The sequence below is a fragment of the Halalkalibacter urbisdiaboli genome, assembly GCF_002156385.1.
GTDB lineage: Bacteria > Bacillota > Bacilli > Bacillales > Bacillaceae_D > Halalkalibacter_A > Halalkalibacter_A urbisdiaboli.
In genome coordinates this window covers 483504-495984 of sequence record NZ_MVJM01000003.1, presented here as the reverse complement: position 1 = coordinate 495984, position 12481 = coordinate 483504, and the positions used below count along the sequence as shown (strand labels likewise).

16 protein-coding genes and 1 pseudogene are annotated in these 12481 nt (G+C 37.9%); all 17 read right to left on the bottom strand.

Features of this window, described 5'->3' with window-relative positions; all coding sequences use genetic code 11:
* Positions 1 to 115 precede the first annotated feature (115 nt).
* Positions 116 to 547: a flagellar basal body-associated protein FliL gene (gene fliL, locus B1R93_RS16745; RefSeq protein ID WP_088105100.1), complete on the bottom strand. Its 432-nt coding sequence runs from the start codon at positions 545 to 547 to the stop codon at positions 116 to 118.
* Positions 548 to 760, bottom strand: coding sequence for a flagellar FlbD family protein (locus tag B1R93_RS16740; protein WP_088105099.1), 213 nt, complete (start codon positions 758 to 760; stop codon positions 548 to 550).
* 86 nt (positions 761 to 846) lie between these two features.
* Positions 847 to 1773, bottom strand: a complete 927-nt coding sequence (gene flgG / locus B1R93_RS16735; RefSeq protein WP_088105098.1) for a flagellar basal body rod protein FlgG — start codon at positions 1771 to 1773, stop codon at positions 847 to 849.
* 76 nt (positions 1774 to 1849) lie between these two features.
* A complete protein-coding gene (locus B1R93_RS16730) occupies positions 1850 to 2227 on the bottom strand; it encodes a TIGR02530 family flagellar biosynthesis protein (RefSeq protein WP_088105097.1) in 378 nt (125 codons plus the stop codon).
* 14 nt (positions 2228 to 2241) lie between these two features.
* Positions 2242 to 2742, bottom strand: coding sequence for a flagellar hook assembly protein FlgD (flgD, locus tag B1R93_RS16725; protein ID WP_088105096.1), 501 nt, complete (start codon positions 2740 to 2742; stop codon positions 2242 to 2244).
* A 10-nt stretch (positions 2743 to 2752) separates the two neighbouring features.
* Positions 2753 to 3937, bottom strand: coding sequence for a flagellar hook-length control protein FliK (locus tag B1R93_RS16720; RefSeq protein WP_088105095.1), 1185 nt, complete (start codon positions 3935 to 3937; stop codon positions 2753 to 2755).
* A gap of 22 nt (positions 3938 to 3959) precedes the next feature.
* On the bottom strand, positions 3960 to 4529 hold the full coding sequence (locus B1R93_RS16715; RefSeq protein ID WP_088105094.1) for a MotE family protein: 570 nt from the start codon (positions 4527 to 4529) through the stop codon (positions 3960 to 3962).
* 14 nt (positions 4530 to 4543) lie between these two features.
* A complete protein-coding gene (gene fliJ / locus B1R93_RS16710; RefSeq protein ID WP_088105093.1) occupies positions 4544 to 4981 on the bottom strand; it encodes a flagellar export protein FliJ in 438 nt (145 codons plus the stop codon).
* A gap of 2 nt (positions 4982 to 4983) precedes the next feature.
* On the bottom strand, positions 4984 to 6303 hold the full coding sequence (gene fliI, locus B1R93_RS16705; protein WP_088105092.1) for a flagellar protein export ATPase FliI: 1320 nt from the start codon (positions 6301 to 6303) through the stop codon (positions 4984 to 4986).
* A gap of 1 nt (position 6304) precedes the next feature.
* Positions 6305 to 7096 (bottom strand): flagellar assembly protein FliH, encoded by a 792-nt coding sequence (gene fliH, locus B1R93_RS16700; RefSeq protein WP_165763858.1) that lies wholly within the window; start codon positions 7094 to 7096, stop codon positions 6305 to 6307.
* Complete coding sequence (gene fliG / locus B1R93_RS16695; protein WP_088105667.1) at positions 7089 to 8093, bottom strand: flagellar motor switch protein FliG; 1005 nt, start codon at positions 8091 to 8093, stop codon at positions 7089 to 7091. Before fliG ends, fliH begins: the two co-directional genes overlap by 8 nt.
* Positions 8094 to 8113: 20 nt before the next feature.
* The gene (fliF, locus tag B1R93_RS16690; protein WP_088105090.1) at positions 8114 to 9688 is read right to left on the bottom strand and encodes a flagellar basal-body MS-ring/collar protein FliF; all 1575 of its coding nucleotides are present in this window, start codon (positions 9686 to 9688) and stop codon (positions 8114 to 8116) included.
* Positions 9689 to 9731: 43 nt separating this feature from the next.
* On the bottom strand, positions 9732 to 10037 hold the full coding sequence (fliE, locus tag B1R93_RS16685; protein WP_088105089.1) for a flagellar hook-basal body complex protein FliE: 306 nt from the start codon (positions 10035 to 10037) through the stop codon (positions 9732 to 9734).
* Positions 10038 to 10051: 14 nt separating this feature from the next.
* Positions 10052 to 10510: a flagellar basal body rod protein FlgC gene (gene flgC / locus B1R93_RS16680; protein ID WP_280949491.1), complete on the bottom strand. Its 459-nt coding sequence runs from the start codon at positions 10508 to 10510 to the stop codon at positions 10052 to 10054.
* 1 nt (position 10511) lies between these two features.
* Entirely contained in the window at positions 10512 to 10907 is a 396-nt protein-coding gene (gene flgB, locus B1R93_RS16675) for a flagellar basal body rod protein FlgB (RefSeq protein ID WP_088105088.1), read from the bottom strand.
* A gap of 384 nt (positions 10908 to 11291) precedes the next feature.
* Positions 11292 to 12071 (bottom strand): GTP-sensing pleiotropic transcriptional regulator CodY, encoded by a 780-nt coding sequence (gene codY, locus B1R93_RS16670; protein WP_088105087.1) that lies wholly within the window; start codon positions 12069 to 12071, stop codon positions 11292 to 11294.
* Positions 12072 to 12333: 262 nt separating this feature from the next.
* Positions 12334 to 12481 (bottom strand): annotated as a pseudogene (locus B1R93_RS22760) (HslU--HslV peptidase ATPase subunit); the annotation flags it as partial.

The window sequence follows — 12481 nt, the reverse complement described above, 5'->3', positions numbered from 1 at the left end:
GGGTCCAGTACTTTCGATTATGTTTTCGTACATAAACGTTCAAGGAGCCATTTCTCTTCTTTAAATGCCTTGTTCTCAGTTTAATGCTTTCCTAATGGGTCAAATGAGAACCGACTTATTGTATTACCCAACTCGTTGTATATACTTGAACAACGGAGCCTTGCTGCATTAAATGATTTATTTGGTCTTTTAATTGCTTTTCTAATGCTTCGATTCCTTCAGGCCCCGCAAGTTCAGAGGATTCTTTTCCTGATAGTGACCGAAGAATGATATTTTCAACTTGAAAATCTCTTTTTTGGATTTCTTCCAAAGCTTTTTTGTTATCGACATGAATACGGAATGATGCTCGAACAAAATCATTTGATAATAGATTTGTTGTAATCTCTTCCGTTTCAATGGACTGTGCGATAATTTCATCAATAGTCGGTTCAGCATTTGCATCAGGTTGCTTCGTCAAATGATTGACGAGGACTAATGTAACCACTCCTACTAATGTTAATGCGACAATAATAATAAGCATAATATTAACAAGTTTATTTTTAAACAATCATGAGCCCTCCACATCTTTATGAATTGCAGTTAGTCCAATTTGGCGATATCGTTGATTAACCAATTTAAGGACCTCTTTCACATCATTACGAACGATGATTTTTTTCCCACTAACTAACGTGATTGTCGTATCAGGAAATGCCTCAACTTGTTCGATTAAGAGGACATTTAATAAAAACGGCTGACCATTTAAACGAATTAATTCAATCATATAATTATGGAAGGGCTAGGTGTTTGCACCCTAGCCCAAACCTCCCCTTATCTAAACTATATTTCACATGTGTATGAATCTATCAATTATCGTTTTAAGTTTACAAGTTCTTGAAGAATCTCATCTGAAGTCGTTATAATCCGAGTATTCGCTTGGAACCCACGTTGTGCAACAATCATTTCAGTGAACTCTTCAGAAAGGTCTACGTTTGACATTTCTAACGTACCAGCAACTAGAGATCCTGCTCCATTAGCTCCTGGTGCAGTAAAGTCATCCCATCCAACATTTGCCGCTACAGCTTCCCCATTTGGATTACCAGAGTTCGCAGATGTTTGATAAAGATTATCACCTACTTTTTGTAATCCTTCTGGGTTCGGAAACTTCGCAAGGGTTACTCTTCCACCAATTCGAAGTTCACCATTTGTATCAATGTAATTGACCACACCGTTTGCACCAATACTAAAACTTTGTGCAGAAGTTGGTATTTGAATACGTCCCATTTGGTTTGCTAATAAATCATTCTCACTATCAACACCATTTGCATTGTTCGTTGATTGCCCCATTAAGTATAAGCCGTCTGAATTAACGATAAAGCCTTGACTATCTAAGTAAAAGTTTCCTGCTCTAGTATAGTTTAAGTTAACGTTATCGATGGCAATATTTTTATCAGTTCCATTCCATTCATTTCCTGTTGCTTGTCCTACAACAAAATAGCCATCCCCTGAAATCCCTAAGTCTAATTCTCGATTTGTATTTTGAAGGCTTCCTTGAGTATGAATCGTATCGATCGATGACAACTGCATCCCTAAACCTACTTGACGAGCGTTCACACCACCTTGGCCTTGTCCTGGCCCAGTAGCACCTGCAATTTGTTGACTTACCATATCCTTAAACGTCGTACGGCCTTTTTTAAATCCAAACGTGTTTACATTAGCTATATTGTTACCAAGAACATCGAGTTTTGTTTGAAAGTTTTTCATACCAGAAATCCCAGAGTACATTGAACGTAACATTAACTATTTCCTCCTTAGTTTGACTGCTTCGATCGGTCGGCAGCCTAAGCTTCCCGTCAGGTCCAGCTTATAAAATTTAATCAATTAAAATCGTTCCATTAATATTCGTAAAAATTTGTGATTGTGCTTCCTGTCTGTCAAGAACAGTAATGACTGTATCATTTTTAGCACTTACGACTAAAGCCGCATTCTTTGTTAACACTAATGAGTCGTTCACACCTTTTTGCTTTGCTTCAGCAACTTTTTCGTGAATCTGACTCCACTTCGTTTCACTAATCTCTATGCCTCTTGCTATCATTCGCTGTTGGGCATGCTTACTCACCTTTAATTGTTGGATCTCGTTCGTAAACAAGCGTTGAAACTCCCCTGCTTTTAGAGCAGTTTGGTGATTTGCTTTTTTAAAAGGTCTTGGAAGAGATTGTAAAGAATGCGTGATATTCATTCTTGGATCCATTGAAATCACTCCCGCTATTCTGTAGCTCCTGACCCTCCATTAGCTGTATCCTCACTATTTGGACTATCAGGTAAGCTAATTTGGACGACTTGGTTATTGGTTATCCATCGTCCATTATCAAGTAAAACACGTAACGTACCGTCTTTTTCAAGTTTTACTGACGTAACATGGTTTGTAGCTTCTTCCGTTTTAGTACGGAATTCATCAATTTGAACCTCTCTCGTCCATTGGACTTTTTTACCGATTAGTTCACTGTGTTGCAAAAGATTTTGACTCATTTGGAAATTAACAAATTTTTGAATCGATTGGTTCATATTTGTCATTTGTTCTAACGATGAAAATGTTGCCATTTGAGCAATAAATTCACGGTCATCCATTGGGTTAGAAGGGTCTTGATTTTGCAACTGTGTAATTAGGATTTTTAAAAAATCATCTTTCCCTAATATGTTGTTACTGCTTTGTTGATCTGTTGTTGGTTTACTATTCAAATACAATCCTTCATTTATCGTAGTCATGCTTTCCTCCTTACACCTGTTGATTAAACGTTGCGTCTTCTAAAGCGTCTTGGAACGAAACACGTTCTTCTATTTCCTCATTATTATCGGAGCTATTATCCTCATATCTGTCCTCACGTTTTTGGGAATGCTCCTCTTTTTGGTCTTGTAATTGTTGCTCTGCAACCTCAATTCGATCAACGTTTAACTGTTGTTGTGCAAAGGCATGCCTCAATTGAGTAAGTTGTGACTCTACTAACTCCTTAGTTGTTGATGTTCCAGTCAATATTTTCGCAACAATCGCCCCATTCAATTGTGTCAATTGAATATCTAAACGACCAAGGTGAGCTGGATATAGTTTAATAGATAATGTTTTAGTTCCATCTTGCTGCTGTGTAAAGATACTTCTTTGCAGAAGTTGTTGGAATTGCTTGATAAATTGCTGTTGTCTAACCTCACGTGATACTTGTTCTCCAAGGTGAATCGTTGCTTGTTCAGCCTTTGTCATCACTTGTCCGAATTCTTGATTTGGATGTTGAAGTCCACGCAGCTTTGTTGGTTCATTTGCCAATTGAATCGTGAGTGGCTTTTGCGGTTCTTCCCGTTCCTGAAGTAATTGGGTAAAGGAAGTGCTATTTCCATTAGCATTCGGATTCTTCTCGAGTTTCAGCTTTACATGTTCAACAAACTTCTCAAGCTTTATATTATCTTGCAAGAACTTCCCTTCACTTAAAAAGGGGAAAATCCGATTCACAAATTGTTGTAATGCCTCCAAGCGTTTAGGAGGTAAATCAATGGAATCTTGTTGGCGAAGCGTTAATAAAGCAAGAATTCCTTGTTGCTCAAGTGGTAGTTGATTTAATTCTTCAGCATTTAGTCCCTGCTCGTTAGAAAGGAATTGAGTAAATAGTGACTCCCAATCCTGTGGTAATAATTCCAACAACGCTGTAACGTCTTCGGAGTACAAGAGATTTTCATTAAAGAACAGGTTTTCATCACCCAAGCCTAAAAGGAGCGAAAGAAGATCTTCGCTTTGTGACGAACTACTTTCTACGTCCACCAAGCTTTCTTGTTGAGCAACTAATCCATTAAATAAGCTTAAAAAAGAACTGTCGCCTTGTACTGAACCTGCTGAATGATTCGCTTTAGTACCACTTGAAATGCTTTTTGTATTTGACAACGTATTTGCTTGAATTAGTGGTACGATACTGTTCACTAATTTCACCTCCTTTCAACCTTTATTGATTTGCTAGTCGACTCATAATTTCAGCAGCTTTTGCGCCTTCTAACTTTTCCAATATAGCTGCCTTCGATTCAGTCGAAAGAAGAGAAATATGCAATAAAGCTTCTTCCAGTTCGAGCTCCGTTATAATCGCTGCTGCTTTTTTAGCAGACATAGATTCATAGGTCAAAGCGATTTCATCCAACTCTTGTTGCGTTTCTTTAGCTAATTCTGTTTGCACAGCTAATCGCTGTTCTAGTTGATTCCGTTCATTTTCAATTGTGCTTTTCTCTTCTAATCTTGCTTCTAACTCACGCTTCAATTGTTCAATTTCAGCCTCTTGCTCCGTTATCGTTACCTCTAAGTTAGCAATTGTTGCTTGTACATCCTCTTTTCCCTCTTCCTCTTCGACAAAATACTCTGATACAAATGGGAGAGAGCTTCCTACTTGTTTCGCTCGTTCTACAACGTCAATACCAATAAAAGATAAAACGACAGCAAACAATATAACAGCAAAAATTGTAGGAATTAAAATAACAAGGAAAAACCATTGAATTTTACTATACGCTTTTTCATTTTCGCTCATAAACTCACCTATTTTCAGCGTCTTGCAAAAAGTTGGACAGAAATTTCATCCATATGTTGGACTTCTATGAAAGCCTGTTCTTTTACATAGTCATCGAATTTTCGTTCTTTCATTTTTTGATATTTTTTCACTTCGACAGAAACATTGACTAGATCATTTTGCTTACGGTTCATTTTCTCGCGAGCAAATTGTGTATTTTTTTGTTGTCTGTTTATTTCCTGCTGCAAACGAAGTAATTGATTCTCAGTTTGTTGAAGTCTTAAAATTGAAACCCCATTCGATACTTGCTGCCGGGCCTCGTGTTCAAGGTTTTCCTTTTTTTTAAGAAGCTCATAAAGCTGTGTCGCGACTTTTTCGAACTGCTCCACAGACTCAGTATATTGTGCTTGAGCATCATTCTTTTCTCTTTCTTTTACTTCCATTACCTTTTGAAGAGTGTACTGAAAAGACATCCTTACTGCCCACCTCTCCCAAACTCTTGAATCAATTGTTCTACCGACTCTTCTAACGTCACTTTTTCATCGGTTGATTGCTTTAAAAATGCAATTATTTTTGGGTAAGCTTGAATAGCTTCATCTATTTCTCGTGATGACCCTCGTTTATAGGCGCCAATATTAATTAAATCTTCAGAATCATAATATGTTGATAACAAGGTTCTAACTATTTCGGCTACTTGCCTATGGCTTTCATTTGTAATATCCGTCATTACACGACTAATACTTCTTAACACGTTTATCGCAGGAAATTGCCCCTTATTAGCAAGCTTCCGATCCAATACTAAATGACCATCTAAAATCCCTCTAACTGCATCAGCAATCGGCTCATTCATATCATCACCATCAACTAATACTGTATAAAAGGCTGTAATGCTGCCGTGTACATCTGTACCAGAGCGTTCAAGAAGCTTAGGTAGCATGGCAAAAACAGACGGTGTATAACCTTTAGTTGTAGGTGGTTCACCAATAGCTAAGCCTACTTCCCGTTGGGCCATTGCAAAACGAGTAACTGAATCCATCATTAAATTGACATTTAATCCTTGTTTTCGAAAATATTCAGCGACAGCAGTTGCTGTCATGGCACCTTTAATTCTCATTAAAGCTGGCTGATCCGATGTTGCCACGACCAAAACCGTATTTTTTAAACCATCTTCCCCTAAATCCCGCTCAATAAAATCCTTAACTTCTCGACCACGTTCCCCAATAAGAGCAATGACATTTATATCAGCGGCTGAATTTTTAGCCAACATCGCAAGAAGTGTACTTTTTCCAACACCGCTTCCTGCAAAAATACCAATCCTCTGTCCCTTACCGACCGTAAATAAACTATCGATAGCGCGGACACCTAAGCTCATTTTATCAGTTATTCTAGGACGGTCTAAAGGATTTGGCGGCCGATTTTCTGTTGGGAAAGGTGTTAAGCCTTTCGGAAGTTCCTTACCATTTAGCGGTTCACCACAACCGTCAATGATTTGTCCAATTAATCCAAATCCTACCTTTACTTCAAGTGGCTTTCCTGTTGCTTCAACTAAACTCCCAGGTGAAATGTCTAATGTACCATCTAATGGCATAAGTAGAATATGTTCATCACGGAAACCAACAACTTCCGCTTTCACAAGAGATTGGTCAGCCTTTCCAACATAGATAAGGCATAATTCACCTATTGATGCTTGAGGCCCCTTTGCTTCAATTGTTAATCCGACAACACGCGCTACTTTTCCGTACCATTTGTAAGGAGAAATAATCGGTACTTTTTCGATGAGAGATTTTGCCTTCATGCTAAGCCTCCCTAATCTTCTCCATCAACTGAGCTTTAAGATGCTTTAATTGATTATCAATCGTAGCATCGATTCGACCAAATTTTGTTTCAATAATACATCCGTTCTCTTCTAAACCTGCATCTGGGTAGATATATAAATGTTCAGTATGACTCAATAAGCGTTGGAGTTCAGCTTTTTGATGCAGGGTTTGCTCATACCAAATCGGATGGACATAAACTTTTACATTCTCATGTTCCCGAACCTCCAACATGACTTGATGAAGCATGGATGTCCACAATTCCTCATCCGTTTCTAATTTCGATCCAATGACCCTTTGGCATAAAGTTACAGCTAGTTCTAAAATAACAGGCTCAGCTTGTTCGACTGTTTGATTATAATCATCCTGCGCTCGTTTGATCATTTCCTGTGCTTCGTTAATAAGAGAGAGGTACTCTTGATATCCAGCTTCCTTACCTTGTAAAACACCCTCATCAAACCCATGCTGCCGACCTTCATTAACTGCTTTTTCAATCTCAAGCTCTAAGTCCATTCGTTGTTCATTCATTTGAGTTTGTATCGCTTGGGCATTTGCTTCTGCTTTGTCGACTATTTCTCTTGCCTTTTCCTCTGCTTCTTGTAAAAGCAATCGAGCTTTCTCTTCTGTTTCAGAAATTATTTCTTCTATATTGACATTATCGCTACTATCTTCTACTTCAGGAGTCAACTGTCTGTCAAATACTTTTTGAATGGCAATTGTTTTTGACTTTAGATTCGTTGATTCTGTGTACAAAGACTTAATGAGTTTAGACAATAATATCATCTCCTCCACCACGGGCGATGACAATTTCTCCTGCTTCTTCTAATCGACGGATAACAGCAACAATTCTAGATTGTGCTTCTTCAACATCTCGTAATCTAACAGGACCCATAAATTCCATCTCGTCTTTAAACGTTTCAGCCATGCGTTGAGACATATTACTAAAGACAATTTCTTTAACTTCTTCACTAGCCACCTTTAAGGATAGCTGTAAATCTTCATTTTCTACATCGCGAATTACGCGTTGGATCGAACGATTATCAAGAGTAACAATATCTTCAAATACAAACATCCGCTTTTTAATTTCTTCAGCAAGCTCAGGATCTTGTATTTCAAGAGCATCAAGTATCGTACGTTCTGTACTTCTATCTACACTATTTAATACTTCCACCACAGCCTCAATCCCACCAGCTGCTGTGTAATCCTGCGTCGCTGTTGAGGAGAGCTTTTGCTCTAAGATTGCTTCGACCTCATTAACGATTTCTGGAGAGGTACTATCCATCAATGCAATTCTCTTTGCAACATCTGCTTGGACCTCTTGCGGCAGTTCAGATAAGATTTGACCAGCTTGTACGGACTCCAAGTAAGATAAAATCAACGCAATTGTCTGAGGATGTTCGTTTTGTATAAAATTCAGTATTTGATGCGGATCTGACTTACGTGCAAAGTCAAATGGTCGAACTTGTAAAGTTGAAGTCAGTCGATTAATAATGTCCATAGCGGAATTTTCACCTAATGCTTTTTCCAAAACACTTTTTGCATAACCAATTCCGCCTTGAGCAATATAGTCCTGTGCTAGTACCAAAGAATGAAATTGCTCTAAAATTTCTTCTTTTAATCCACTATCTACTTTACGAACATTGGCAATCTCTAACGTCAATTGCTCAATCTCATCTTCAGATAAATGCTTATAAACCTGTGCCGACACATCTGGACCAAGAGAGATAAGGAGAATTGCTGCTTTTTGTTTTCCTGTCAATTCTTTTGTCATTTTCACCAATGTCTCCCCTCCTAGTCTTCACTTAGCCAAGTACGTAATAATTTCGAGAAATCTTCTGGCTTCTCTTTTGCCATTTTTTCAAGCTGTCTCTTCTTTGTACCAGATACCCCATTTGATTCATCAGGTAAATCCGGAAGTTCTTCATGCAAACTCTCAACGACCATCTCTTCTTCTGGTTCCTGCTTTCTTTTACGAAGTAATAAGAATAATAAAAGAAGAATAAGTGCAATTAAGACACCGCCAACAATGTACATCCATAATGGAATAACCGTTTGAGGCGTATTTTCAAATTCAAGCTTTCCTTCAAATGGTTGAGAAGATACATAAATCTTTTCATTAATTACGTCTTGGGTTAATTCTTCTGCGTAAACTCCTGAAATGCTTGTCCGAACAATCGTCCCTAAAATCTGTTGAATATCATCCATTCTTTCTTGCGGAAGTGTTTCCATTCCCTCAGGTGGTTCTACCATAACTTGAATACCTAAATCTCGGATTTTATAAGGACTTTCAACAATATCTCGGTTAATACGATTGACTTCATTATTAATCCGTTCTTCTGTTTTCTCCCACTCCGAAGGTCCTTGTCCTACCATTCCTGGATAATTTGCTATTTCATCTCCAGTACCAACAACACCTTCATTTAAGGTTCCTTCACCGCTGTACGCTTCAGAAACCCGTTCAATACTGACTGCAACGCCTTCCATTTTATCCGGGTCAACCGGTTCAACTAATGCTTCTGTCCGATTTTCTTGCGTGAAATCAATGTCAGTAGTAACCGACACTAGGACTTTGTCTCTACCTACTACTGTCCCTAACATTTGTTGAATGTTTCTCGTTAAATCCCTCTCAATTTCACGTTGAATGGATCGCTGCTGCTCAAAAGCAGAGAGTGTAGATGTTGATTGATTCTCATCTTCATAACGATAATCCTCAAACATTTGATTCATTATGACGATATTTTCAATAGGAAGGTTTGGCACACTCTTTGATACTAAATGATACAAAGCTTTTACTTGAGTTGCGTCTAGCTGATATCCTGGCGCTAAATCAACCACAACAGAAGCAGTTGAAGCTTCTTGCGTTTGAGACATCCAAACGCTTTCCTCCGGTAGAGTAATCATGACGTTAGCTTGATTAACACCTTTAATATTTCGAATTAAATTGCCAAGTTCAGTTTGCATCGCAGCACGTTCCATCACAGAGAACTCGTTATCCGTCATTCCAAAGCCCATTTGTTCTTTGAAAAAACCGTAATCAATACTACCACTATTCGGAATACCTTCTGCCGCAAGTTCAACCTTTAGCGAATCTACTAATGTTTCAGGAACCAGTATTGTTGTTCCATTATCAGATATTGTTGAAGCAATCCCTCTTGCATCAAGTGTTTCTTTTATTTGACCTGTTTCCTGTAACGTTAGGTTATGATAAAGAGGGACATAGTTTGTTCTAGTTCCCATAAATGCAAGGAGCGAAAATAACGCAATCACAGCAATAATCGAGCCGACAAATAGCCCTTTCTGCTTTGACGTTCTACCACTCCAATATTCGTTTAGTCTCTGTTTATATAGTGATAGTTTTTCGTTCATATATCCTCCTACGTCCGACAACTACAATTATCATTTTCATTTATTAAACTTGCATTCTCATAATTTCCTGATAGGCTTCTATTACCTTATTACGAACCTCTACTGTTGCTTGGAGAGTAATGCTTGCTTTTTGGCCTGTTATCATAACATCATGTAAATTCTCTATTTCACCTTTAGCAAGTAATTCCGTTTTTTCGGCAGAAACTTGTTGAAGCTCATTAACATCTTTAATAGCTTGGCTTAAAGCCGTTTTAAAGCTTTGCTGCGCTTCTGCAGGTGTCACCTTTGAAGCAGTGGCAACTTTTAGCTGATTTATATTAAATGGAGATTTAATCATATTTGTTTCCATCTAGCATTCACCCCTTATCGACCAATTTCCAATGCTTTTAATAACATATTCTTAGAAGCATTTAACGTCGTAACGTTAGCTTCGTATGAACGAGTAGCACTCATTAAATCAACCATTTCACGTAACGGGTCAACATTCGGCAATTGTACATACCCTTCTTCGTTCGCATCCGGATGTTCAGGATTATAAACTAATTTAAATGGCGTTTGGTCGCCAATGATCCCAGAAACTTTAACACCTGAGCCAACTGTACTAGACGTCTTCCCCATTGCTTGATTGAGAAAACTAGCAAATGGTTGTTTTTCATTTGGCTTCATAACAACCATTTTCCGCTGATACGGTTGCCATTCCCCATCTACCAATCTAGCTCTCGTCGTATCAGCGTTCGCCATATTTGAACTTACTACATCCATCCTTAACCTTTGAGCTGTCAAGGCAGATGCACTTGTATTAAATCCATGAAAGATTGACACGTTACCTTCCTCCTATAACATTTTTAATACTCGAAAAGCGTCCATTAAGTCGCTCGATTAACGCATTATAATAAATTTGATTTTTGGCAAGTTCAGCCATTTCATGGTCAATATCAACATTATTTTGATTATGGTTATACATCGTAGAGTTCGATGATTCAATTATTGGACCTTGTTTACGCGTACTAAATTCGAGATGACGCTGATCTGTTCGGTGTGCTCGAAAAGAATTCTCCCCCATTGCATCATTTAACATATGTCTAAAACTTACTGTTTTTGCTTTATAATTCGGAGTATCGACGTTCGCAATGTTTTGAGTAATTGCTTTCTGCTTTATTTGAGCACCGTCCAAACCCCTCTCTAAGACTCGAAACGAATTGCTAGAGAATAAATCCAAAGAACTCACACCTTCCTACTTGATTCACTTCACATACTTTTATATAAATGACCATATTTCGACATAATTCTCTAAGAACCTATGAGAATTTTAAACAAAATACCTATAAAAGTCTAACATCTATTTTAAAAAAACTAGAATCCCTCAAAAAGAACTATGTCTAATGCGAGACTTTTTTCCTTGTAATGTCGAACATTGCAGTTCCTGAATCATATTATAATACATTTCGCGATTCATTACGTCACATTTTAACAAATTAAGCTATGTAAATCATGGTACTGTCGAATTTTTTACCAAATAATGGATTGTCATAAAAGCATATTATTTGACATATTTAAAAACAACAAAAAAAGCGCCACTTAATAGCAGCACCCTTTTTCTTTCCTACTTCGCTTTAAGTTTATCTAATTCAAGCAAGAACTTATCATTTAATACTTTTATGTACGTTCCTTTCATACCAAGAGAACGAGATTCAATGACACCTGCACTTTCTAACTTTCTAAGTGCATTTACGATTACCGAACGAGTAATACCAACTCTATCTGCTATTTTACTCGCAACTAGAAGACCTTCTTTACCATCGAGTTCTTGAAAAATATGTTCGACAGCTTCGAGCTCACTATACGATAGTGAACTAATCGCCATTTGTACGACTGCCTTACTTCTAGCCTCTTCCTCAATTTCCTGCGTTTTCTCATGGAGGATTTCCATTCCGACAACTGTTGCACCATATTCGGCCAAAATTAAATCATCGTCATTAAATGTATCATTTAATCTTGCTAACACTAATGTCCCTAAGCGTTGTCCGCCTCCTATAATAGGAACAATGGTTGTGAGCCCATTTGGAAATAAATCTTTGTTCTCAACTGGGAACGCCGTAAACTCACTTTCCACTCCTAGATTTGCTGAAGTTTCTTCAATTTTAAAAAGGCCCTCTGTATATGCTTCAGGAAATTGTCTATCTTCTAGCATTTTTTTCATTCGTTCATTTTCAATTTCCTGCTTAATTGCAAACCCTAATAATTTTCCTCTACGACTAACAACAAAAATATTTGCACTTATTACATCCCTTAACGTTTCCGCCATATCACGAAAACTAACATGTTGCCCTCCGGACTTTTGAAGCATCTCATTAATTTTTCTTGATCTCGTTAGTAAATCCATTTCATTCGTCTCCTCCTGAGTCTTAATAAATATGGTACGTATGTTCAAATCATTCTCTTTTGTATGTAGTCTCATTTAAGCGTAATAGGAGGCTGCTGCATACAATTATGAGCCTCCCTGTGCTCGGCTGCCGGCATCACATCCGTGCCGCCTTTTTAAACCTTGAGCCTCTCTACGTTCGGCTGCCGGCGTCACATCCGTGCCGCCTTTTTTAAACCTTGAGCCTCTCTACGTTCGGCTGCCGGCGTCACATCCGTGCCGCCTATAATATAAACTGGCTTAAGTCGCGATTTTTGGCTATGGTTGATAGTTTTTCATCTACGTATTCTGGTGTTATTACTATTTCTTCTAAATTAATATCGGGGGCTTCAAATGATAAGTCTTCTAATAGTCGTTCTAAGAGAGTATGT